25 protein-coding genes and 2 riboswitches are annotated in these 21,883 nt (G+C 46.1%); of the genes, 21 read left to right on the forward strand and 4 right to left on the reverse strand.

What is annotated here, in order from left to right; genetic code table 11:
- Positions 1 to 162 precede the first annotated feature (162 nt).
- From AUL54_RS19105 to ribT, 6 genes are all read left to right on the forward strand, one after another.
- Positions 163 to 507 carry a hypothetical protein gene (locus AUL54_RS19105; protein ID WP_060964863.1) on the forward strand — a complete coding sequence of 115 codons (345 nt, stop codon included), beginning with the start codon at positions 163 to 165 and terminating at the stop codon, positions 505 to 507.
- 119 nt (positions 508 to 626) lie between these two features.
- Positions 627 to 773: riboswitch (FMN riboswitch) on the forward strand.
- A 131-nt stretch (positions 774 to 904) separates the two neighbouring features.
- Positions 905 to 2,020 carry a bifunctional diaminohydroxyphosphoribosylaminopyrimidine deaminase/5-amino-6-(5-phosphoribosylamino)uracil reductase RibD gene (gene ribD, locus AUL54_RS19110; RefSeq protein ID WP_060964864.1) on the forward strand — a complete coding sequence of 372 codons (1,116 nt, stop codon included), beginning with the start codon at positions 905 to 907 and terminating at the stop codon, positions 2,018 to 2,020.
- A complete protein-coding gene (ribE, locus tag AUL54_RS19115; protein WP_047475699.1) occupies positions 2,001 to 2,648 on the forward strand; it encodes a riboflavin synthase in 648 nt (215 codons plus the stop codon). Before ribD ends, ribE begins: the two co-directional genes overlap by 20 nt.
- Before the next feature lie 14 nt (positions 2,649 to 2,662).
- Positions 2,663 to 3,859 carry a bifunctional 3,4-dihydroxy-2-butanone-4-phosphate synthase/GTP cyclohydrolase II gene (locus AUL54_RS19120; RefSeq protein ID WP_060964865.1) on the forward strand — a complete coding sequence of 399 codons (1,197 nt, stop codon included), beginning with the start codon at positions 2,663 to 2,665 and terminating at the stop codon, positions 3,857 to 3,859.
- Between the two features lie 32 nt (positions 3,860 to 3,891).
- Positions 3,892 to 4,356, forward strand: coding sequence for a 6,7-dimethyl-8-ribityllumazine synthase (gene ribH / locus AUL54_RS19125; protein WP_060964866.1), 465 nt, complete (start codon positions 3,892 to 3,894; stop codon positions 4,354 to 4,356).
- Between the two features lie 116 nt (positions 4,357 to 4,472).
- Complete coding sequence (gene ribT / locus AUL54_RS19130) at positions 4,473 to 4,847, forward strand: GNAT family N-acetyltransferase RibT (RefSeq protein WP_003153373.1); 375 nt, start codon at positions 4,473 to 4,475, stop codon at positions 4,845 to 4,847.
- Positions 4,848 to 4,911: 64 nt separating this feature from the next.
- On the opposite strand, the gene AUL54_RS19135 is transcribed toward ribT, so the two are convergent.
- Both AUL54_RS19135 and AUL54_RS20945 read right to left on the reverse strand, forming a co-directional pair.
- Positions 4,912 to 5,433 (reverse strand): DUF309 domain-containing protein, encoded by a 522-nt coding sequence (locus AUL54_RS19135; RefSeq protein WP_047475701.1) that lies wholly within the window; start codon positions 5,431 to 5,433, stop codon positions 4,912 to 4,914.
- 86 nt (positions 5,434 to 5,519) lie between these two features.
- Positions 5,520 to 5,609, reverse strand: a complete 90-nt coding sequence (locus AUL54_RS20945) for a YjcZ family sporulation protein (RefSeq protein ID WP_016939141.1) — start codon at positions 5,607 to 5,609, stop codon at positions 5,520 to 5,522.
- A 207-nt stretch (positions 5,610 to 5,816) separates the two neighbouring features.
- On the opposite strand from AUL54_RS20945, the gene AUL54_RS19140 reads away from it, so the two are divergent.
- The 14 genes from AUL54_RS19140 (at position 5,817) to AUL54_RS19205 (ending at position 18,779) form a co-directional block, all read left to right on the forward strand.
- Positions 5,817 to 6,572, forward strand: a complete 756-nt coding sequence (locus AUL54_RS19140; RefSeq protein ID WP_060964867.1) for a segregation/condensation protein A — start codon at positions 5,817 to 5,819, stop codon at positions 6,570 to 6,572.
- On the forward strand, positions 6,562 to 7,155 hold the full coding sequence (gene scpB, locus AUL54_RS19145) for an SMC-Scp complex subunit ScpB (RefSeq protein WP_016939139.1): 594 nt from the start codon (positions 6,562 to 6,564) through the stop codon (positions 7,153 to 7,155). The genes AUL54_RS19140 and scpB overlap by 11 nt, the downstream gene beginning before the upstream one ends.
- Positions 7,156 to 7,245: 90 nt before the next feature.
- Positions 7,246 to 7,731: a DUF3907 family protein gene (locus AUL54_RS19150; RefSeq protein WP_016939138.1), complete on the forward strand. Its 486-nt coding sequence runs from the start codon at positions 7,246 to 7,248 to the stop codon at positions 7,729 to 7,731.
- A gap of 113 nt (positions 7,732 to 7,844) precedes the next feature.
- Positions 7,845 to 8,996, forward strand: a complete 1,152-nt coding sequence (locus tag AUL54_RS19155) for a D-alanyl-D-alanine carboxypeptidase family protein (protein ID WP_060964868.1) — start codon at positions 7,845 to 7,847, stop codon at positions 8,994 to 8,996.
- Entirely contained in the window at positions 8,984 to 9,574 is a 591-nt protein-coding gene (locus tag AUL54_RS19160) for a nucleoside recognition domain-containing protein (RefSeq protein WP_003153385.1), read from the forward strand. Before AUL54_RS19155 ends, AUL54_RS19160 begins: the two co-directional genes overlap by 13 nt.
- 4 nt (positions 9,575 to 9,578) lie before the next feature.
- Entirely contained in the window at positions 9,579 to 10,115 is a 537-nt protein-coding gene (spmB, locus tag AUL54_RS19165) for a spore maturation protein SpmB (RefSeq protein WP_003153387.1), read from the forward strand.
- Between the two features lie 92 nt (positions 10,116 to 10,207).
- Positions 10,208 to 10,942 (forward strand): 23S rRNA pseudouridine(2605) synthase RluB, encoded by a 735-nt coding sequence (gene rluB / locus AUL54_RS19170; protein WP_016939136.1) that lies wholly within the window; start codon positions 10,208 to 10,210, stop codon positions 10,940 to 10,942.
- Between the two features lie 84 nt (positions 10,943 to 11,026).
- The gene (gene resA / locus AUL54_RS19175) at positions 11,027 to 11,566 is read left to right on the forward strand and encodes a thiol-disulfide oxidoreductase ResA (protein ID WP_045925489.1); all 540 of its coding nucleotides are present in this window, start codon (positions 11,027 to 11,029) and stop codon (positions 11,564 to 11,566) included.
- Entirely contained in the window at positions 11,563 to 13,191 is a 1,629-nt protein-coding gene (resB, locus tag AUL54_RS19180) for a cytochrome c biogenesis protein ResB (RefSeq protein WP_060964869.1), read from the forward strand. Before resA ends, resB begins: the two co-directional genes overlap by 4 nt.
- Before the next feature lie 18 nt (positions 13,192 to 13,209).
- Positions 13,210 to 14,385 (forward strand): c-type cytochrome biogenesis protein CcsB, encoded by a 1,176-nt coding sequence (ccsB, locus tag AUL54_RS19185; protein WP_047475707.1) that lies wholly within the window; start codon positions 13,210 to 13,212, stop codon positions 14,383 to 14,385.
- Between the two features lie 80 nt (positions 14,386 to 14,465).
- Positions 14,466 to 15,188: a DNA-binding response regulator ResD gene (gene resD, locus AUL54_RS19190; protein ID WP_003153397.1), complete on the forward strand. Its 723-nt coding sequence runs from the start codon at positions 14,466 to 14,468 to the stop codon at positions 15,186 to 15,188.
- The gene (locus tag AUL54_RS19195) at positions 15,185 to 16,966 is read left to right on the forward strand and encodes an ATP-binding protein (protein ID WP_016939132.1); all 1,782 of its coding nucleotides are present in this window, start codon (positions 15,185 to 15,187) and stop codon (positions 16,964 to 16,966) included. Before resD ends, AUL54_RS19195 begins: the two co-directional genes overlap by 4 nt.
- A 189-nt stretch (positions 16,967 to 17,155) precedes the next feature.
- Positions 17,156 to 17,740, forward strand: coding sequence for an RNA polymerase sigma factor SigX (sigX, locus tag AUL54_RS19200; protein WP_016939131.1), 585 nt, complete (start codon positions 17,156 to 17,158; stop codon positions 17,738 to 17,740).
- Positions 17,715 to 18,779 carry a hypothetical protein gene (locus tag AUL54_RS19205; RefSeq protein ID WP_060964870.1) on the forward strand — a complete coding sequence of 355 codons (1,065 nt, stop codon included), beginning with the start codon at positions 17,715 to 17,717 and terminating at the stop codon, positions 18,777 to 18,779. The genes sigX and AUL54_RS19205 overlap by 26 nt, the downstream gene beginning before the upstream one ends.
- 45 nt (positions 18,780 to 18,824) lie before the next feature.
- On the opposite strand, the gene serA is transcribed toward AUL54_RS19205, so the two are convergent.
- Positions 18,825 to 20,402 carry a phosphoglycerate dehydrogenase gene (serA, locus tag AUL54_RS19210; RefSeq protein ID WP_060964871.1) on the reverse strand — a complete coding sequence of 526 codons (1,578 nt, stop codon included), beginning with the start codon at positions 20,400 to 20,402 and terminating at the stop codon, positions 18,825 to 18,827.
- Positions 20,403 to 20,607: 205 nt separating this feature from the next.
- A riboswitch (FMN riboswitch) is annotated at positions 20,608 to 20,742 on the forward strand.
- Between the two features lie 147 nt (positions 20,743 to 20,889).
- Between serA and AUL54_RS19215 the strand changes: the two genes are divergently transcribed.
- A complete protein-coding gene (locus AUL54_RS19215) occupies positions 20,890 to 21,462 on the forward strand; it encodes a riboflavin transporter FmnP (protein WP_015240114.1) in 573 nt (190 codons plus the stop codon).
- A 140-nt stretch (positions 21,463 to 21,602) separates the two neighbouring features.
- On the opposite strand, the gene AUL54_RS19220 is transcribed toward AUL54_RS19215, so the two are convergent.
- Positions 21,603 to 21,851, reverse strand: a complete 249-nt coding sequence (locus tag AUL54_RS19220) for a ferredoxin (protein ID WP_003153403.1) — start codon at positions 21,849 to 21,851, stop codon at positions 21,603 to 21,605.
- Between the last annotated feature and the right edge of the window lie 32 nt (positions 21,852 to 21,883).

Below are 21,883 nucleotides of genomic sequence, written 5' to 3' on the forward strand. Positions count from 1 at the left end.
TATAACTATTTAATAGATAGAAAGTTTTACAGATACATGAAACATCTTCCCTTGACGAAACGTTATATGAATAACTCACGCAGGGAAGAACGGTTTTCTATTCATGAAAAAAAGGAATATGACATAGTAATGAATAGATTGATACGGGCTGGAGGTAGAAAAATGGGAAGTATTAAAACAAAAGCAGCCATTTTACTTGTACTGCTGCTGTTATTGGCGGGCGGTTTTATGGTCATAAACGATATTGAGCTGAAAGACGTGCCGACGGCTATCGGACAAACCCTGTCTCAGGAAAAAGAAGAATATACAGTGAAAACATATAAAATTACGAAAATAGAAGGAACCGAATACCACGGCACGGCAGCAAACGGCACAAAAATCATTTTTAACGGCGACAAGCTGAAGCAGGATCTCTCCGATGTGAAAAAAGGAGATAAGATTAAAGCGTATTTCAGCAAATCAAACCGGATTGACGGCTTATTGAAGGTTGTTAAAGTAAACGAATAAGTAAAGGCGCCTTTTTTGGAAAAAGGGCGCTTTTTATTTTTCTGAAAAATCAGGTGCAAATTCATTGCGCCTGCCGCAAAGGATGTTATAATAGCGGATAAGGACAAAAAAATATTGATTGTATCCTTCGGGGCTGGGTGAAAATCCCGACCGGCGGTAATAAGGCGTTTTGCGCTTTACAGCCCGTGACCCGTATGCATTTGTATACGGTGGATTCAGTGAAAAGCTGAAGCCGACAGTGAAAGTCTGGATGGGAGAAGGATGAGAGAAGCTATGCAAAAAATAATCTTACTGTATAGTCTTATTTCCTATGGATTAAAACTGGCAAAGCCCCGAACTGTGTAAACATTCGGGGCTTTTTTGACGCCAAATTGCGTGGAAGAAGGGAGGGATAACGATGGAAGAATATTATATGAATACGGCAATAGAGCTTGCCAGACGCGGTGAAGGGCAGACGCAGTCCAATCCCCTTGTCGGTGCTGTCGTCGTCAAAAACGGCCAGATCGTCGGAATGGGCGCCCATTTGCAATACGGAGAAGCCCATGCGGAAGTGCACGCGATCAATATGGCAGGCAGTCATGCAAAAGACGCAGATATGTATGTGACGCTGGAGCCTTGCAGCCATTACGGAAAAACACCGCCATGCGCCGAACTGATGATAAAGTCGGGGATAAAAAGGGTATTTGTCGCTATGACGGATCCAAATCCGCTAGTCGCCGGAAAAGGCATCAGAATGCTGGAAGCAGCGGGCATCGAAGTGAAAACCGGAATTCTCAGGCAGCAGGCAGAAGAGCTGAATAAAATGTTTCTTCACTTCATGAGGACCGGACTTCCGTATGTCACCTTGAAAGCGGCCGCAAGCCTTGACGGGAAAACAGCGACTGAAACCGGTGACAGCAAATGGATTACTTCAGAGGCGGCAAGGCTTGATGCCCAGCAATACAGGAAATCGCATCAAAGCATTCTTGTCGGAGCAGGCACAGTCAAAGCCGATAATCCGAGCCTGACCTGCAGGCTGCCCGGTGCGGTCAAGCAGCCGGTCAGAGTCATTCTCGATACAAAGCTGACCATTCCGGAAACGGCAAATGTGGTCACTGACGGCGCCGCGCCGACATGGATATTTACGGCCAAAGACGCTGACGTGCAAAAGAAAGAGCGGCTGACCGCACTCGGAATAAAAGTCTTTTCGCTTGAAACAGACCGCATTCACATTCCTGAGGTGCTCAGCATTCTCGCTGAAAACGGCATAATGTCCGTTTATGTGGAAGGCGGCGCATCCGTACACGGAAGTTTTGTCAAGGAAGGCTGTTTCGAGGAGCTTCATTTCTATTTCGCCCCTAAATTAATCGGAGGAACGCTTGCTCCCAGCTTGATCTCCGGTGAAGGTTTTCAATCAATGAAAGATGTCCCCCATTTACAATTCACACAAATCACCCAAATCGGGCCGGATATAAAACTAACGGCCATACCTAAAGAAGGAAAGGATGGTGACGATGTTTACAGGAATCGTTGAAGAAACAGGCACGATCCAAGCAATCAAAAAGACAGGCCTTTCCATGGCATTAACCATCGCCGCTTCAAAAGTGACAAGCGATGTGAAACTTGGCGACAGCATCGCGGTAAACGGCATCTGCCTGACCGTAACCGGATTTTCTGATAAACAATTTACGGTTGATGTCATGCCGGAAACCGTAAAAGCCACTTCGCTGAACGGTTTGTCAAAAGGCAGCAAAGTCAATCTGGAAAGAGCGATGTCCGCCAATGGACGCTTCGGCGGCCACTTTGTATCCGGGCATGTGGACGGAACGGCGGAAATTACCCGGATTGAGAAAAAAAGCAACGCGGTTTATTACGATCTAAAACTTTCGCCCGAATTGACGAAAACGCTCGTCTTGAAAGGTTCGATTACGGTAGATGGCGTGAGCCTGACAATTTTCGGTTTATCAGACGAAAGCGTGACGGTATCCGTTATTCCGCATACCATTTCAGAAACGATTTTTCAGACGAAAACAGTCGGCTCGACCGTAAATATTGAGTGTGACATGATCGGCAAATACTTATACCGCTTTTTGCACAAAACAGAACAAACGAAAAGCAATCAAACGATCACAGAAGCTTTTTTAAGCGAGAACGGCTTTTAGAAAGGAAGATCAATATGTTTCATCCAATAGAAGAGGCGTTAGATGCGCTGAAAAAAGGTGAAGTCATCATCGTTGTCGATGATGAAGACAGAGAAAACGAAGGAGATTTCGTAGCGCTCGCTGAGCATGCCACACCCGAAGTGGTCAATTTTATGGCGACCCATGGGAGGGGCCTGATCTGCACGCCGCTTTCTGAAGATATTGCCGGCCGGCTGGATCTTCACCCGATGGTCGATCATAATACGGACTCACATGAAACCGCGTTTACGGTCAGCATTGACCACAGACTGACAAAAACAGGCATCAGCGCTCAAGAACGTTCTTTTACGATTCAGGCGCTGTTGAATGAGGAATCTGTGTCTGACGATTTTCAGCGTCCGGGCCACATTTTTCCCTTAATCGCAAAAAAAGGAGGCGTCCTGAAGCGGGCGGGCCACACGGAAGCAGCCGTTGACCTTGCAAAAGCATGCGGCTCTCAAGGAGCGGGCGTCATTTGTGAAATTATGAATGAAGACGGCACAATGGCCAGAGTGCCTGAGTTATCAGAAATCGCCAAACGCCACCGGCTGAAAATGATTACGATAAAAGACTTAATAGAATACCGCTACAACATTACGACACTTGTGAACCGAGAAGTTGACATTACGCTGCCGACTGATTTCGGCACGTTCCGGGTTTACGGATATACAAACGAGGTTGACGGAAAAGAACACCTCGCCTTTGTTATGGGTGATGTCCCGTTTAGCAGCGAACCCGTTCTTGTCAGAGTGCACTCAGAATGCCTGACGGGCGATGTGTTTGCATCCCACCGCTGTGATTGCGGGCCTCAGCTTCATGCCGCGCTTGCGCAAATTGCCGAAGAAGGCCGAGGCGTCTTATTGTATTTGCGTCAGGAAGGAAGAGGAATCGGTTTAATCAATAAGCTGAAAGCGTACCGATTGCAGGAAGAGGGGTATGACACAGTTGAAGCGAACGAAGCGCTCGGCTTTCTGCCTGACCTGCGCAACTACGGGATCGGTGCCCAGATTCTCCGCGATTTGGGGGTTCAGCATATGAAACTTTTAACCAATAACCCCCGGAAAATCGCCGGCCTTGAAGGATACGGACTGAGCATTTCAGAACGGGTGCCGCTTCAAATGGAAGCGGGTGAGCATAACAGGAATTATTTACAAACCAAAATGAACAAACTCGGACACTTGCTTCATTTCTAAAAACAAATCTCACAAAAAAGGATGGATAACATATGAATATCATACAAGGAAACTTAGTAGGAACAGGACTTAAAATCGGAATCGTCGTCGGCAGATTTAATGAATTTATTACGAGCAAGCTGCTAAGCGGAGCGGAAGATACATTGCTTCGCCACGGTGTAGAATCAAATGACATTGACGTTGCTTGGGTGCCGGGAGCGTTTGAAATCCCGTTTGCGGCAAAAAAAATGGCGGAAACGAAAAAATACGATGCGGTTATTACACTCGGCACGGTGATCAGAGGAGCGACAACGCATTATGACTATGTCTGCAACGAAGCGGCAAAAGGCATCGCTCAAGCGGGCGCGGCGACGGGCGTCCCGGTTATCTTCGGTATCGTAACGACTGAAACCATTGAGCAGGCGATCGAACGCGCCGGAACAAAAGCCGGAAATAAGGGAGCGGATTGCGCAGTATCCGCCATTGAAATGGCGAATCTAAACCGTTCATTTGAATAATTTGTTGAAAAGCGTTTAAAACAGCGGCGAAAATGATATAATGTGAGGAAACGGATCGCCTTTATTCATCCGTTTGCTAGGACATGAATGGACATTTTGGATATAGAGGGGTTTTTATGTTAATTCGTTATAAAAAATCGTTTGAAAAGATTGCAATGGGTCTTCTGTCATTTATGCCGAATGAAAAAGATCTCAAGCAGCTTCAGCAGACAATAAAGGACTATGAAACGGATACTGGCCGCCAGCTCTTTCTTTGGAAAGAGGATGAAGATATCGTCGGAGCGATCGGAGTCGAAAAAAAAGACTCAGAGGTTGAAATCCGCCATATCAGCGTGAATCCTTCTCACCGCCATCAAGGAATCGGAAAGCAAATGATGGACGCCTTAAAACGTCTGTTCAAAACGGAGGCACTCGTTCCGAATGAATTAACGCAAAGCTTTTTTGAACGCTGTCAACATCAAAAAGATCAGGATATTTCATATAATAACTGACAAATGCTCCCGGAATCTTCACGGTTTCGGGAGCTGTTTTTATGAGAAAAAGCAGGGCTGTCCGTCAGCCTCTGCTTTTTTTTCTTCTCTCCATTTCCCGTTCGCGTTCCTTAATGACATCCGTCCTGTCCCGCAGGCGGTGTTTATGAATAAGAAAGGTATCTGATACGCCGGCCTGCCCCCATGTATAGCCTTTGCGGCGGCATTCGGCAAGACACGCTTCTTTCAGAGTGTCATCTGTAATCGGCAGCATAACACTTTTGTACGGCCGGCCGGCTTTTATATCGTCTGACAGCGATTCTATCAGCTCTATCAGCTTTGGATGGCTGAGGCCGAGAGAGCTGACAGCCTGTTTTTCAGCTCTCAGAATGCGTAAGCTGTTGGCGATCAGCCGTTTTGCCCCGGCTTCATTTCCCCTCCGCTGGTGATACAGAGCGACGGCTAGCTGAATCAGGCCGACCCAATGAATGCTCCGCTCCTCAGGCGGGCTTTCTTTCCAATATTCCTCTAACAGTTCATGACACTCAAAATAATCTCTTGATGCGTGAAATTCGGCCAAAAAGCCGATATAAGCTTTTGGATACAAGCCGCTTCCTCCTTTTGCTAAAACCAGTGTACCACAGCGTTATGAAAAGGAAAAAAAGAGCGGCTTGGTGTCTGAAACGTGAAGAACTAGCAGATATAAGATGCCCCTACGACAATAAGCAAAATAAACAGAACGACAATTAATGCAAAACCTCCGCCGAAACAAGCTCCGCCCATCTGAAATCAGCCTCCCTTTGTTTCATGTTTACACGGCTATCATATGTGCATCCGCCTTTAAAGGTATAGGCGTATACCTTCTTTTTCAGTATTTTCTAAATAACGAAGCACAATTAGAAAAGTATTGGACGAGAGCATTTCGGTGGATTATACTAAAGGATAGCCAGTTTTTCCGGCAATGAGAGTGATATTGAAAATGGTGAGATAATGGTAGAATATCAAGTGAAAATTGATACGTTTGAAGGCCCATTGGACCTGCTGCTTCATCTGATTAACCGTCTTGAAATCGACATATACGACATACCCGTGGCAACCATTACTGAACAATATTTATTATATGTACATACAATGCAAGTGCTTGAACTTGATGTCGCCAGTGAATATCTGGTCATGGCGGCGACGCTTCTCAGCATTAAAAGCAGAATGCTGCTTCCGAAACAAGAGGAAGAGCTGTTTGAAGATGAAATGCTTGAAGAGGAAGACCCTCGGGACGAGCTGATTGAAAAGCTGATTGAGTATAGAAAATATAAAACCGCTGCGAATGATTTAAAAGAGCGGGAAGAAGAAAGACAAAAGTCATTTACAAAGCCGCCGAGTGATTTAAGTGAGTATGCAAAAGAAATCAAACAGACGGAGCAGAGGCTGTCGGTGACCGTTTATGACATGATCGGTGCGTTTCAAAAGGTGCTTCAGCGTAAAAAAATCTCGCGGCCGAAAGAAACGACCATTACAAGACAGGAAATACCGATTGAAGACAGAATGAACGAAATCGTAAAAAGCTTAAAGACAGCGGGAAGAAGAATCAACTTTACGGAGCTTTTTCCTTCTCGGCAAAAAGACCATCTCGTCGTGACGTTTTTAGCCGTTCTGGAACTGATGAAAAATCAGCAGATTATCATCGAACAGGAAGAAAACTTTTCAGATATATACATTACGGGGAGTGAATCCATTCATGGCGCTTGATATCGTGAATTGGAAAGCGATTGTGGAGGCCCTGCTGTACGCGGCGGGTGATGAAGGGCTGACCAAAAAGCAATTGGTGACGGTGCTTGAAATAGAAGAAGCGGAACTGGCCGGAATCATGGAAGAAGTGGCCGCCCAGTACAAGGAAGACGGCAGGGGCATTGAGCTGACCGAATATGCGGATACGTATATGCTTGCAACGAAAAAAGAATTCGTGCCTTATTTGAAAAAATTAATCGAGGTGCCGTCAAAGGGACTGTCACAGGCTTCTTTAGAAGTGCTGGCGATCGTTTCATACAAGCAGCCGATCACACGGGCGGAAATTGAAGATATTCGGGGCGTGAAGTCTGAGCGGATTCTGCACAGTCTCGTGTCAAAAGCGCTGCTGTGTGAGGTGGGACGCGCCGACGGTCCCGGCCGGGCGATTTTATACGGCACGACCCCGGTATTTCTTGAACAATTCGGCTTAAAAACACTGGACGAGCTTCCGCCTCTTCCTGAAAATGCGGAAGAAGACGTTCTCCAGGAGGAAGCTGACTTATTCTTTGAAAACTTCAACCAAACTTTTGAGGATATTAAATAATAACGGTTTTTCATCATACGATAATAGGGAAAGGCCATTGATGAATAACGCAAATTGACGAAGTACAAGAGAGGAAGGAAACGGACGGAAATGGGAAATTCGATTGTGAGGGCCCATACTGAAGAAACTGGTGAATTTTTAGCCGAGGTTGTCACGATGGTCAACAGTTATTTAAATCATACGACATTACCGGAAATGCAGGCTTCTGGAAAGGCGGATGAGGCATACTGCCGCGACGTGCTCAGTGTGCTGAGAAGGATGACCGTCTTTTGCGAAGGCGCCCAGGAAGCCTGCCGCCGGCTCTTAATGCAGGAGCCGTTTCATGAGGCGAGAGCGGAAAAAACGCTGTATAAAGTGTATCATCAGTGCGTGGAAGAATTTTTCATGCCGAAAAAGGATACGTGGTACGAAAACAGCCGCGCCGCTTATACAGGCCAAAGTGCGATTGAATTTTATCAGCATGTGCCCGATTCGCTGCGGAGCCTTCTGCTTTCACTGAGCAGTGAGTTTCTGCGCATGCGTGAAGAATTGGCGCAATATGAAGCATCAGGCTCGAATATGGTATCATCCAGATAAAAAAACTCTCCCAAAGGGAGAGTTTTTTTACGTAAAAGAGATGCAATTGGTATTCATAAGTCATGGACATGCGCATAAACTTGTACAAACCCACAACAAGGACGTGAGCATTCATGCGCTTTCTCAAAAAAGCTGCCGTATTTCTTTTGATTTTTGTTATTTTGTTTTCCATTACAGACGGAAATACGGCACATGCCCAAATACATGTCAGCGCAAAAAGCGCGATTATAATCGACGGTGCATCAGGCAGGGTGTTGTTTGCTAAGGACGAACACCATAAGCGGCGGATCGCGAGCATTACGAAAATCATGACGGCGGTGCTGGCGATTGAATCAGGGAAGATGGAAGAGACTGTGACGGTTTCGCCGAATGCCGTAAAAACGGAAGGCTCGGCCATTTATCTTCAGCCTGGACAGAAAGTAAAACTGAAGGACCTCGTTTACGGGCTTATGCTGAGGTCAGGAAATGACGCCGCTGCGGCCATTGCTGAATATGTCGGCGGAAGTCTTGACGGTTTTGTATTTATGATGAACCACAAAGCCGAGCAAATCGGAATGGAAAATACAAAATTTCAAAACCCCCACGGGCTGGACGACCATGAAAATTTATATTCAACGGCGTATGATATGGCGCTTTTGACTAAATACGCGATGAAGATCAAGGAATACCGGACTGTTTCGGGCACCAAAGTGTATAAAGCGGAAACGATGGACCGGGTATGGAAAAATAAAAACAAGCTTCTGACAGGGCTTTATCGTTACAGTACAGGCGGAAAAACGGGGTACACAAAAATCGCGAAACGGACGCTCGTTTCGACGGCTTCAAAAGACGGAACGGATCTTATCGCAGTCACCATAAATGATCCGGATGACTGGGATGACCATATGAACATGTTTAATTATGTCTTTGAGCACTATAAAACCTATGTCATCGCCAAAAAAGGCGGCATCCCGAAGCTGAAAAAGACGTTTTACGGAAAACACGCTTTTATTTCCCGGGATGTCAAGTATTTGTTAAAAGAGGATGAGATCGATGATGTGAAAATCAGCACAACCTTAATAAAACCGAAAAAAGCCTGGAAAAAGGATGCTTCTCTCATTCCCGATGTCGTCGGCCGGATGACTGTTATGCATGATGGGAAAGTGATCGCCAAGGTCCCCGTCTATTATGAAAACGAGCACCTTAAAAAACCGAAAAAGCATTTCATTGAAACGTTTACGAGCCTGTTTATGAGCGCGGCGGGCGGTTCAGCATGGTCAATTTAATCTGGGTCTGTCTGACGGTAATCGGACTGGTCTTTGCGATGTTTAACGGAACCTTGCAGGATGTGAATGAAGCAGTTTTTAAAGGAGCGAAAGAAGCGGTTACGATCTCGTTCGGATTAATGAGCGTCCTCGTGTTCTGGCTCGGCCTGATGAAAATAGCTGAGCAGTCCGGTCTTTTGGATATATTCAGCAGAATGTGCCGTCCGTTTATTTCTAAGCTGTTTCCTGATATCCCCCCTGATCATCCGGCAATGGGATACATCTTATCAAATCTCATGGCAAACTTTTTCGGATTGGGAAACGCGGCGACGCCCCTCGGCATTAAAGCCATGGAGCAGATGAAAAAGCTGAACGGAGGCAAGTCTGAGGCCAGCCGTTCCATGATTACCTTTTTGGCGGTAAATACTTCAAGCATTACATTGATACCGACAACCGTCATTGCCGTCCGCATGGCTTATTCGGCGAAATCACCGACCGATATCGTCGGACCGACCATCTTAGCGACTTTAATTTCAGGTATCGGCGCGATTTTCATTGACCGCTACTTCTGGTACCGCCGCAAAAGAAAAGGGAGGTAAGCGAATGGAAATGGTGAATTGGCTGTCTTTAGCCATGATTCCGATTATTATCGCCGGTATATTAATATACGGCACGATCAAAAAAGTGCCGACTTATGAATCATTCGTTGAAGGCGGAAAAGAAGGAATTGAGATTGCGTTTTCCATCATTCCGTATTTGGTCGGGATGCTTGTGGCGATAACCGTATTCCGGGCCTCGGGCGCGCTTGATTTTGTCATGGGGCTGTGCAAGCCTTTCTTTACGGCGCTTGGCATTCCCGCAGAGGTCGTGCCGCTTGCTCTGATCCGTCCGATTTCGGGTACGGCGGCGCTCGGCATGACGACGGATTTGATCGCCGTGTACGGGCCTGATTCATTTATCGGCAGACTGGCCTCGGTCATGCAAGGATCGACTGACACGACGCTGTATGTCCTGACTGTGTATTTTGGGGCGGTCGGCATCAAAAAAATGGGGGATGCTTTAAAGGTTGGTCTTCTTGCTGATTTGATCGGGGTGGTTGCATCAATCATCATAGTTACGTTATTATTTGGAAGCGCCTGATTGAGGCGCTTTTTATATATCAGAATAATGCTCCTTGAAAAAGCTTGTTTGTTCAAGGGGAAAAAAGTAAGATTATACTTGAGGTGAACGACATGGAAAGACTGCAAAAAGTTATTGCTCATGCCGGCGTGGCATCACGCAGAAAGGCAGAAGAGCTGATAAAAGAAGGAAAAGTAAAGGTGAATGGAAAAGTAATAACAGAGCTCGGCGTAAAAGTGACCGGTTCTGATCAGATTGAAGTAAACGGATTAAAGGTGGAGCGGGAAGAACCCGTGTACTTTCTGCTTTATAAACCGAGAGGAGTGATCTCAGCTTCTGATGACGATAAAGGGCGGAAAGTGGTAACCGACTTTTTCAAAGAAGTGCCGCAGCGTATTTATCCGATCGGCAGACTTGATTATGATACGAGCGGTCTTTTATTACTGACAAATGACGGCGAGTTTGCCAACAAACTCATGCACCCGAAATACGAAATTGATAAGACGTACGTCGCCAAAGTAAAGGGGATTCCTTCCAAGGAACTTCTGCGGAAGCTTGAGCGCGGCATTCAGCTTGAAGAAGGCAAGACAGCGCCGGCCAGAGCGAAAATGCTTTCTCTGGACAAAAGAAAGCAGACGAGCATTATTCAGCTGACAATTCATGAAGGACGGAACAGACAGGTCCGCCGCATGTTTGAGGCGATCGGTCATGACGTGCTGAAGCTCAAACGTGAAGAATACGCCTTTTTAGATTTAAGAGGCCTTCACACAGGAGACGCAAGAGAATTGACGCCGCATGAGGTGAAAAGGCTGCGGGCTTTAGCTGAACACGGCAAAAACGCTTTCTAATTTTCACATAACCTTCAAAAATTACAAAACGCGAAGATGATATAATTGAATGGATTTGCAGGCAGGGGAGGGGAGCAGTGTACAATGAACAAAAAACGGCGGCGTTTATTCATTCGGACCGGCATCCTTCTCATCTTACTCTGCGCGCTCGGATATACGGTCTATAATGCTGTTTACTCAAACGGCGAGCGTATATCTGAGGGGTCCAAAGCCCCGAATTTCGCGCTGAAAGATACAGAGGGCAGACTCATAGAACTGAGTCAGTTAAAAGGAAAAGGTGTTTTTCTGAATTTCTGGGGAACGTGGTGCGAGCCGTGCAAGCAGGAATTTCCCTATATGGAGAATCAATACAAGCATTTTAAAGACCTCGGTGTCGAGGTGATTGCGGTAAATGTCGGCGAATCAAAAATTGCAGTACATAATTTTATGAAAACATACGGCGTCAATTTCCCTGTTGCGCTTGATACTGACCGGCAAGTGCTGGACGCGTACGGCGTATCGCCTATCCCGACGACATTTTTGATCAATCCCGACGGAAAAGTCGTGAAAGTGGTGACCGGCACGATGACAGAACGCATGGTTCATGACTATATGAATTTAATTAAGCCGGAGGCGTCTTCATGAAAAAGGTCAAATGTGAATGCGGACACGTGAATCCAGCCGGGACGGTATTGTGCGAGTCATGCGGAAAGCCGCTTGATGATCAAAAGTCGCCGCTTGCCGATATGCGGTACGACGGCAGCGCAAGACGTTCGCAAACATATAACAAAACAATTGTAGATAAGGTATGGAATTTCTTTTCTTCCGTTAAAGTCGGAATATGGCTGATCGTCATTACTCTGGCGGCGTCGGCATTCGGCACGGTTTTTCCGCAGGAAGCTTATCTGCCGCCGGGCGCTCAGCCGGATACATACTATGAACAGCAGTACGGCACAATCGGCCAATTGTATTATCTGCTGGGGTTTCATCACCTGTACGGCTCATGGTGGTATATGCTTTTGATCGCATCAATCGGCGTATCACTTGTCATCTGCAGCCTGGATCGGGTGATTCCGTTGTACAGGGCGCTGAAAAACCAAGGCGTTCAGCGGAATTCGGTCTTTTTAAGGCGGCAGCGACTATACAGCCGGACAGAAACTGAGCTGAGCGGAGATACGGCTGATGGCATCAGAACACGATTGAAAAAAAAGCATTATAGAGTGCGGGAACAAGAGGGAAGTATTCTCGCAGAAAAGGGCCGTTTTTCAAGGTGGGGCCCCTACGTTAATCATATCGGCCTGATCATTTTTCTGATTGGGGCCATGCTGAGATTCGTCCCGGGGATGTACGTCGATGAAACGCTCTGGGTCCGTGAAGGCGAAACCGCCCAGATTCCCGGCACCGACGGCCAATATTACTTAAAAAACAACCGGTTCACCATGGAGACGTATAATAAAAACACTGAGAAAAAAGTATTCGCCGATGCCATTGACAGAGCCGGAAACGGCAAAGTCGCAAAATCCTTCACAACGGATGCGGTTTTGTACAAGAGGGAGGGCGACATCGTATTTGGTGAAAAGCCAAAGCTTAAAAGAGTCAAAGAAAACGATATCCGCGTCAATGAACCGCTGCGGTTTGACTCCTATTCTGTGTATCAGGTGGACTATAAAGAAAACCAGCTCGATCAGATGGTATTCCAGCTGATCGACCAAAAAACAAAACGGTCATTCGGCAAACTGAAGATCAATCTTCTTGATCCCGACACGGACTATGATCTTGGTAACGGTTACAAAGTGCAGATCGCCAGTTATCTTCCCGATTTTTATTTTAATAAGGACGGAGAACCGAGCACGAAAACAAAGGTCCCAAACAATCCGGCTTTCGTCTTTAAAGTCACGGCTCCTGACAAGCCGAAAGGGGAGAAAAGCTTTGTTGCGATTCAGCAGACTGTTGAAGGTTCCGCAAATAACAAGTACAAATTAAAATTCGACCATGTGGAAACGAAAAACATTACAGGCCTCACCGTCAGAAAAGATTTAACCTTATGGGTGCTTGCCGTCGGCGGCGCGATCTTTATGATCGGCGTCATTCAAGGGATGTACTGGCAGCATAGAAGGATCTGGATCAAAACCGGTGACAGCGAAGTGCTTGTGGCAGGACATACGAACAAAAACTGGTTCGGTTTAAAAAAGGATATCGGATATGTTCTTAGCGGGACGGAGATTAAAGAACCGGCCGATCAAAAAGAACTGGTCAAAAATCAGGCCTAATGAAAAAGGAGTGGTGTCATGGCGGAGCTGAGCGCAAATTTTCTTTATGCTGCCTTTTTGATTTATTTAATTGCCGTCCCGGTTTTCGGCGGCGCCATCCGGGGAACAAAAGGCGCAAAGGACGGGAAGGGCCGCTGGTCGGCTATCGGAATCACGTTAACCATTGTCGGATTTCTATGCCATCTCGCCTACTTCATTGCGAGATGGTCGGCAAGCGGGCATGCGCCTGTCAGCAATATGTTTGAATTTACAACGTCATTCGGCATGATGCTTGTTCTCGCTTTTATTATTATTTACTTTATTTACAGACTGCCGTCTTTAGGCATGTTCACATTGTCTGTCGCGCTTTTGCTGATCGCGTACGCAAGCATGTTTCCCGCTGATATTACGCCGCTTATTCCGTCATTGCAGAGCAATTGGCTGTACATTCACGTCACGACGGCGGCGCTCGGGCAGGCAATTCTTGCGATCAGCTTTGTAGCCGGTGTCATTTTCCTGTTAAAGCATGTCGACCAGTCCAGACCGGGCAAAAAAACGTTCTGGCTCGAGGTCATCATGTTTATTATTGTGACGACGGTGGCATTTATCGCTGTGACGTCGGCATTCCGGCTGGCGGACTATAAAGCCGAATTTAATTGGGTGGATAAAAAAGACGCCAAAAGCGTCATGATATATGATATGCCTGCGCTTGTCGGCCCGCATGAGGGAGAACTGCTTACAGAAGGCGCGATGAAGCCGTTTATTGAGCTGCCGGCTATTTTTTCAGGCAGAAAGGTCAATACGGTGATCTGGTCGTTTGGCGCGGGTCTCGTCTTATACGGCGCCCTCAGACTGATATTCAGAAAGAGAATCAGTGCTCTTTTAAGCCCGCTCGTCAAAAATGTGAATCTGGACTTGGTAGATGAAGTCGGTTACCGCGCGGTTTCTATCGGCTTTCCGGTATTTACGCTCGGCGCGCTTGTGTTTGCGATGATCTGGGCTCAGCTTGCATGGACGCGTTTTTGGGGCTGGGACCCGAAAGAAGTATGGGCGCTGATCACCTTTTTATTTTACGCAGCGTACTTGCACTTGCGGCTGTCGAGAGGCTGGCATGGCGAAAAGTCCGCGTGGCTTGCCGTCATCGGTTTCGCCATTATTATGTTTAACTTAATTTTTGTGAATCTCGTGCTTGCCGGACTTCATTCGTACGCATAGAGCCGAAAGCCGATACAGTTCTCAAGCAGCCGTGCAGTTTGTTAAAATGATAGTAACAGAAGGAAAGCAGGGGGAAAACGATGGATCAAACAAATGAAACTAAAATATTAGTAGTAGATGATGAAGCCAGAATTCGACGCCTTTTAAGAATGTACCTTGAACGGGAAAACTATGTGATTGAAGAAGCGGAAAACGGCGATGAGGCCATTAAAATGGGGCTGGCCTCAGATTATGATCTGGTGCTTTTGGATTTAATGATGCCGGGAACGGACGGAATAGAAGTATGCCGGCAGCTCAGAGAAAAAAAAGCGACGCCGATTATCATGCTGACGGCAAAAGGGGAAGAAGCCAACCGCGTCCAGGGGTTTGAAGCAGGCACGGACGATTATATCGTGAAGCCTTTCAGCCCGAGAGAAGTGGTGCTCCGGGTAAAGGCGCTCTTAAGAAGAGCTTCCCAAACATCCTATCTGACAGCCAATACGCCGACAAAAAATGTACTCGTCTTTTCGCATCTTTCCATCGATCACGATGCTCACAGGGTGACCGCCGACGGCACAGAGGTGAGCCTGACGCCGAAGGAATATGAACTGCTGTACTTCCTGGCAAAAACACCGGACAAAGTGTATGACAGAGAAAAACTTTTAAAAGAAGTGTGGCAGTATGAATTCTTCGGTGACCTGAGAACGGTTGACACTCATGTCAAACGGCTCCGTGAAAAATTAAACAAAGTATCCCCGGGAGCGGCGAAAAAAATCGTCACCGTATGGGGAGTCGGATACAAATTTGAGGTAGGCGCTGAATGAAGTTTTGGAAAAGCGTAGTAGGAAAGCTTTGGTTTACCATTCTTTCACTCGTATTAATTGTTTTATTTATTTTAACGGTGCTGCTTCTGGAGTTTATAGAAAATTACCACGTAGAAGAAGCAGAAAAAGATTTAACGCAGCTTGCCGATAAAATTGCGGTCATTATAGAAAATCATGAAGACCAGCCGCTTGCCAGATCCATCACGTGGGAGCTGGCGGACAATTTAACGAGTATCGCGATCATTCAGGACGATAAGCATGTCTGGTATTCGCCCAATGACGATAATCATTTATCCTCTATTACATTGGAACAGATCAAACACGACCGGGATCTGCACAAGGCGCTGACAGACCGCAAAAAAGTAAGCAAACGCGCGGTGCCTAACAATGCTGGTTCCGATAACGAACGGCTGATCGTCGGAGTGCCGTATGAAAAAGACGGCAAAAAAGGCATGGTCTTTTTATCTCAGTCGCTGCTTGCCGTCAAAGATACGACGAAACATACGACACGCTATATTTTTCTTGCGGCGGGCATCGCCATTGTCTTGACAACGTTTTTCGCCTTCTTCTTGTCCAGCAGGGTGACGTACCCGCTTCGGAAAATGCGGGAAGGCGCCCAGGATTTGGCGAAAGGAAAGTTTGATACAAAGATTCCGATTCTTACTCAAGATGAAATCGGAGAGCTTGCCATCGCCTTTAATCAGATGGGCCGGCAGCTCAATTTTCATATCAACGCGCTGAATCAGGAAAAAGAACAGCTGTCCAATATTTTAAGCAGTATGGCAGACGGAGTTATCACCATTAATATCGACGGCACCATTTTGGTGACAAACCCGCCGGCTGAACGCTTTCTGCAGGCCTGGTATTATGAGCAGAATATGAATATTAAAGAAGGAGACAACCTTCCGCCTGAGGCAAAAGAGCTTTTCCAAAATGCCGTGAGCACAGAAAAAGAGCAAATGATTGAGATGACGCTTCAAGGAAGGTCATGGGTTTTATTAATGTCGCCTCTTTATGCGGAATCACACGTCCGCGGCGCCGTAGCCGTGCTCCGTGATATGACCGAAGAGCGCAGGCTTGATAAGCTGCGTGAAGATTTCATTGCCAATGTCAGTCACGAACTCAGGACCCCGATTTCTATGCTGCAGGGATACAGCGAAGCAATAGTGGACGACATTGCAAGCACCGAAGAGGAGAAAAAAGAAATCGCACAGATCATTTATGATGAATCTCTTCGCATGGGCCGGCTCGTCAATGATTTGCTGGATTTGGCCAGAATGGAATCCGGACATACGGGCCTGCATTATGAGACGGTGAATCTGCATGAATTTCTGGAGAAGATCTCCCGGAAATTCTCCGGTGTAGCGAAAGAAAAAGAGGTTTCGCTCACAGAAGATATTGCCGTGTCTCAGCCGGAGTGTGTTTTTGACGAAGACAAAATGGAGCAGGTGTTTACCAACCTTATAGATAATGCGCTGCGTCACACAGAGTCAGGCGGAAACGTTCATATCGCGGTTCAGACCGTGAAAGACGGTTTGAAAATCGATATTAAAGATTCCGGATCGGGAATACCTGAAGAGGACCTGCCTTTTATTTTTGAACGTTTTTATAAAGCGGACAAGGCGAGAACAAGGGGCAGGGCAGGAACCGGACTCGGACTTGCCATCGTGAAAAATATCGTGGAAGCCCACGGCGGCTCAATTGCGGTGCACAGCAGCATTGACAAAGGAACGACATTTACATTTTATATTCCGACAAAAGTGCAGGATGGCGTCTGAAATTGACGAACAATCTTGTTCCATACGAAACACCCGCAGAACATGCGGGTGTTTTTGTTTATTTCTCCTTTAAAAATTTAAGAATATGTTAATATAAATTCCCTTCCAAATTCCAGTTTCTCGTAATATAGTTGTAATGTAACTTTTCAACGCATTTTTACGACAAAAAAGTGAACGGAGGGGCTTCCCATGGAAGAAACCTTTCAGATATTATATGATTCATACCATCAAGATTTATACCAATTTTTATTTTATATGGTGAAAGATAAGACTCAGGCTGAGGATCTGGCGCAGGAAGTGTATATCCGCGTCTTGAATTCTTATCATACTTTTGAAGGAAGAAGCAGTGAAAAAACATGGCTGTTGTCCATCGCGCGCCATGTGGCGATTGACTGGTTCCGCAAGCAGCAGACGATCAGACAGCGTATTATGGGTACGTTTGATTGGGATACACAAGATGTCAGAGATCAGCATTTGCTTCCGGACGAACTCGCCGTACAGCATGAAAATGTCCGGGAAATTTATACTGCGCTTGATCACTGCACTATAGATCAAAGAGCTGTTATTATCCTGAGATTTATTCAGGGATATTCCATTCAGGAAACAGCCGCCGCTCTTGGCTTCTCGGAAAGCAAAGTCAAAACGACCCAACACAGAGGGCTCAAAATACTTCGGAAACAGATGGAGCTTTTGAGGGAGGAGCTAATGGATGATGAAGTCATATTGGAACGAAGAAAGGGTAGAGGAGTTGTTAAGACAACTTCCGGCGGTTAGAGATCATCGTTCACCAGAGGCCATTTACCGGAATGTTGAAACGGGTAGACAGGACAGAAAAAAACCGGTCCGAAGCTGGGTTGGCCCCGCCGCCGCCGGCATCTGCGCATTGTGCATCGCTCTGATTATATCTCCTCACCTGATGACAAAAAACGAATCTGCCGGTGATCTTACAGCTGACAGCGGTCAAGCTGAAAAAGCCAGTCAGTCAGCTGCTGTCAAGCCGGATCAGAAGACGTTTGTCGTTTCTAACGAAAACAAAAACAATTACATTACTTTGGCGTTTGCCGATTCAGATACATCCGCCGTCATTCCGGTCAGTTTTGAAAAAAAGAAGCCTGACGAATCGGTTTCAGAGGCATTCTCTGATGCAGAAAACTTAGAAGTGCCCGAATCTTTCCTCTCTGTTCCTCAGCTTTTGGACGGTGTGCAAGTAACCGCGGTTAAGAAAGATTTGCTTGTGCAGGTAAACGGACGGCTTTCAATCGAATCAGCTGCCGAAGCTGATTTATTGAAAAAGATGCTGGAAGAGACTTTGACCTGGAGTCCTTACGAGCGGATAAAATTGACAAAGATTCAAAACGGAGACGGTCAGGATTTTTTTAAAGCTTCCGGCCTTTCGGCTGAGATGTCCGTACATAAGCAGGCCAACCGGGCGTATTTTTCTTATCGCGACAGTCTGGGACAAGAGTATCTCATTCCGTCTGAACAAACCTATTATTCAGTTTATCAGGCCATTGACGGGATGAAAACAACAGACGGAGACTCACAGACCGCGAGCATTATAGAAGCAGATGCGATTGCATCGGTATCGGAAAGGGAAAGCGGCGAGCAGCTGCGGATCCAGTTGTCCGAAAAACATAAAGTTGAAGATTCGTTGGAAGGCATTTTAATGATTGAAGGGCTTCTGTTAACTGCGAAGGAATTCGGTTATTCTGAGGTGCTGTTCACACATGCGCATACAAAGAAAATCGGCAATTATGATGTGACAAAACCGATCGCTGTGCCCGCCGCGCCTAATCCGCTTCCGAACCATTAAATGTGAAAAACCCAAAACATATGAATGTTTTGGGTTTTTTGTTTGTTACGGAAGGTCAATCAATTTAACTGAGACAATATCCTGAATTGAAGTCAGCTCATTGACGACTTTGTCATCTAAATGTTTATCAAAAGAAAGCATCATAATGGCTTCTCCGCCTTTTTCTTTACGGCCTACCTGCATGGTAGCGATATTGATATCGTTATCGCCGAGGATGCGTCCGACGCGTCCGATTACACCGGTCGTATCCTGATGCTGGATATAAACGAGGTGGCCGGCAGGATTTAAGTCAATATTAAAGCCGTTCAGTTCAACGATTCGTTCACCGAAGTGAGGGATATACGTAGCTGTTAACGTAAAGGTGCTCCGGTCACCGGTCACTTTTACGCTGATGCAGTTATCATATCCTGTTTCATTGGAGGAAATCTTTTCGCTGAAGCTGATTCCGCGTTCTTTTGCTACACCGCCGGCGTTCACTTCATTGACAGTTGAGTCTACACGCGGTTTTAAGAAGCCGGACAGCAGACTTTTTGTAATAAATGATGTTTCAAGTTTCGCGATAGTGCCTTCATATTGAATGGCAACATCCTTGACGGGTTCTTTCATACATTGTGACACGAGACTTCCGATTTTATCGGCAATTTGGTGATAAGGCTGAATTTTTTTGAATTCATCCTTCGTCATCGCAGGCAGATTGATCGCCGACATGACAGGCAGACCTTTAGCAAACTGCAGCACTTCTTCAGAAACCTGCGCCGCGACATTCAGCTGTGCTTCTTTCGTTGATGCGCCTAAGTGAGGTGTGGCGATCACTAACGGATGATCTGGGAGTTTTGACTCAACAGGAGGCTCCACTTCAAACACATCAAGCGCAGCGCCTGCGACATGCCCGCTTTCCAGCGCTTCCAAAAGCGCAGCTTCATCAATAATCCCGCCTCTTGCACAGTTGACCAGGCGGACGCCTTTTTTTGTTTTGGCAATGGTTTCTCTGTTAAGCAGACCTTTTGTTTCCTTTGTTAAAGGCGTGTGAACGGTAATGATATCCGCGCTTTCAAGCACTTCTTCGAATGTCCGGCTGTTCACGCCGATTTTGCCGGCTCTCTCCTCGGTTAAGAACGGATCGAATACATGGACAGTCATACCGAATGCTCTGGCGCGCTGGGCGATTTCGCTTCCGATCCGGCCCAGACCGATAATACCTAAAGTCTTTCCGTAAAGTTCCGCTCCGACAAAAGCCGTCCGGTTCCATTCCCTTGATTTGACTGAAATATTGGCTTGCGGAATGTGTCTCATTAATGAAGAAATCATCGCGAATGTATGCTCTGCCGTTGAAATGGTGTTTCCGTTCGGCGCATTAATCACGATAACTCCATGTTTTGTGGCCTCATCAATGTCGATGTTGTCTACGCCGACACCGGCTCTGCCGACGATTTTTAAAGAAGTCATCTTTTTAAACAATTCTTCGGTTACTTTTGTGGCACTGCGGACTAACAGGGCATCAAAGGTATGTAATTCATCTTCTGCATCCGCGACGTTTTTTTGAACAATTTCTATAAAGTCTGATTCCATCAGCGGCTTTAAGCCGTCATTGCTCATCTTATCTGAGACCAAAACTCGAAACATTGTTAGATTTCCTCCTAGTTTAGCTGACTAAATATCTGATAATTTATCATATTCTTAATTGAGTGTCAATGTGTATTGACGCAGTAAAGGAGAAAAGGAAGCCGATAATTCAGTTAAAATGGGCTTTATCAATATTTTATATAAAATTGAGCAGTTCTCTATACAATTACAATTTGATCATATATAATGTGAATAAATTCATAAGATCAATCTTCGGGGCAGGGTGAAATTCCCTACCGGCGGTGATGAGCGTCATGCTCTAAGCCCGCGAGCTGCTTCGGCGGCAGGATCCGGTGAGATTCCGGAGCCGACAGTATAGTCTGGATGGGAGAAGATGGAGGTTCAGCAGACGTTTTGATGCTTATATCAAACGTTTCTTTGCCAAGCCTTAGTAAGCTCCCGCTTTTTAATAAAAGCGGTTTTTTTATTGAGGTGCAAAAGAACCTTTCCTCTTTTCGAGAGATTTGATCGAAAAGGAGAGAGCATTGTGAAAGTAAAAAAATTAGTTGTCATCAGTATGCTTAGCAGCATTGCGTTTGTGCTTATGCTGTTAAATTTCCCGTTTCCGGGTCTGCCGGATTACTTGAAAATTGATTTCAGTGACGTTCCTGCAATTATTGCCATTTTGGTTTACGGGCCTGCGGCGGGGATTGCGGTTGAAGCGATTAAAAATATTCTGCAGTATATCATTCAAGGAAGCATGGCCGGCGTGCCTGTCGGGCAGGCAGCCAATTTTATCGCGGGGACGCTGTTTATTCTGCCGACGGCGTTTATGTTTAAAAAGCTCAAATCTGCTAAAGGACTTGCAGTGAGCCTGCTGGCCGGAACCGCAGCAATGACCGTGCTGATGAGTATTTTGAACTACATTCTCATCCTGCCTGCGTATACTTGGTTTTTACATTCACCGGCATTGTCAAACAGCCAATTAAAAACGGCGGTTGTGGCAGGAATTCTGCCGTTTAACATTGTAAAAGGCGTTATCATCACCATCGTCTTTACATTCATCTTTACGAAGCTTAAACCTTGGATTGAACAAAAACGCAGCATCCAGACACAATAACCGCTCCAAAGCGTCCGCTCTGTAAAACACAGGCCGGGCGCTTTTTTGATTGTTTGATCACGCAAAAAAATAAGACTCCGGCCGATAACAGCCGGAGTCTTATTCAAGAACTAAAAGCTCCTCTCACGGGGAGGGCTTTTTTATTCGTATTTCAGCGGGTCGCCTTCGAACGGCTCATCCGCAACTTTGATTGAATCAGTAGGGCATCCTTCAAATGCGTCAATCATATCTTCTTCCAGCACTTCCGGAACTTCGACGACACCTTTATTTTCGTCAAGTGTAACGAATGCAATGCCTTCATCATCATAATCATAAATGTCTGGTGCTGCAGCTCCGCAGGCGCCGCATGCAATACACGTATCTTTATCTACGATTGTGTACTTTGCCATGAAAAAAAACCTCCCAGATTGTTCGTGTTGGA

It is taken from the genome of Bacillus sp. SDLI1 (assembly GCF_001553895.1).
GTDB classification, from domain to species: Bacteria; Bacillota; Bacilli; order Bacillales; family Bacillaceae; genus Bacillus; species Bacillus siamensis.

Coding starts and splice junctions, on each gene's coding strand:
- AUL54_RS19105 (WP_060964863.1), top strand. CDS start 163: ATGGGAAGTATTAAAACAAAAGCAGCCATTTTACTTGTACTGCTGCTG.
- ribD (WP_060964864.1), top strand. CDS start 905: ATGGAAGAATATTATATGAATACGGCAATAGAGCTTGCCAGACGCGGT.
- ribE (WP_047475699.1), top strand. CDS start 2,001: ATGTTTACAGGAATCGTTGAAGAAACAGGCACGATCCAAGCAATCAAA.
- AUL54_RS19120 (WP_060964865.1), top strand. CDS start 2,663: ATGTTTCATCCAATAGAAGAGGCGTTAGATGCGCTGAAAAAAGGTGAA.
- ribH (WP_060964866.1), top strand. CDS start 3,892: ATGAATATCATACAAGGAAACTTAGTAGGAACAGGACTTAAAATCGGA.
- ribT (WP_003153373.1), top strand. CDS start 4,473: ATGTTAATTCGTTATAAAAAATCGTTTGAAAAGATTGCAATGGGTCTT.
- AUL54_RS20945 (WP_016939141.1), bottom strand. CDS start 5,609: ATGGGCGGAGCTTGTTTCGGCGGAGGTTTTGCATTAATTGTCGTTCTG.
- AUL54_RS19140 (WP_060964867.1), top strand. CDS start 5,817: ATGGTAGAATATCAAGTGAAAATTGATACGTTTGAAGGCCCATTGGAC.
- scpB (WP_016939139.1), top strand. CDS start 6,562: ATGGCGCTTGATATCGTGAATTGGAAAGCGATTGTGGAGGCCCTGCTG.
- AUL54_RS19150 (WP_016939138.1), top strand. CDS start 7,246: ATGGGAAATTCGATTGTGAGGGCCCATACTGAAGAAACTGGTGAATTT.
- AUL54_RS19155 (WP_060964868.1), top strand. CDS start 7,845: ATGCGCTTTCTCAAAAAAGCTGCCGTATTTCTTTTGATTTTTGTTATT.
- AUL54_RS19160 (WP_003153385.1), top strand. CDS start 8,984: ATGGTCAATTTAATCTGGGTCTGTCTGACGGTAATCGGACTGGTCTTT.
- spmB (WP_003153387.1), top strand. CDS start 9,579: ATGGAAATGGTGAATTGGCTGTCTTTAGCCATGATTCCGATTATTATC.
- rluB (WP_016939136.1), top strand. CDS start 10,208: ATGGAAAGACTGCAAAAAGTTATTGCTCATGCCGGCGTGGCATCACGC.
- resA (WP_045925489.1), top strand. CDS start 11,027: ATGAACAAAAAACGGCGGCGTTTATTCATTCGGACCGGCATCCTTCTC.
- resB (WP_060964869.1), top strand. CDS start 11,563: ATGAAAAAGGTCAAATGTGAATGCGGACACGTGAATCCAGCCGGGACG.
- ccsB (WP_047475707.1), top strand. CDS start 13,210: ATGGCGGAGCTGAGCGCAAATTTTCTTTATGCTGCCTTTTTGATTTAT.
- resD (WP_003153397.1), top strand. CDS start 14,466: ATGGATCAAACAAATGAAACTAAAATATTAGTAGTAGATGATGAAGCC.
- AUL54_RS19195 (WP_016939132.1), top strand. CDS start 15,185: ATGAAGTTTTGGAAAAGCGTAGTAGGAAAGCTTTGGTTTACCATTCTT.
- sigX (WP_016939131.1), top strand. CDS start 17,156: ATGGAAGAAACCTTTCAGATATTATATGATTCATACCATCAAGATTTA.
- serA (WP_060964871.1), bottom strand. CDS start 20,402: ATGTTTCGAGTTTTGGTCTCAGATAAGATGAGCAATGACGGCTTAAAG.
- AUL54_RS19220 (WP_003153403.1), bottom strand. CDS start 21,851: ATGGCAAAGTACACAATCGTAGATAAAGATACGTGTATTGCATGCGGC.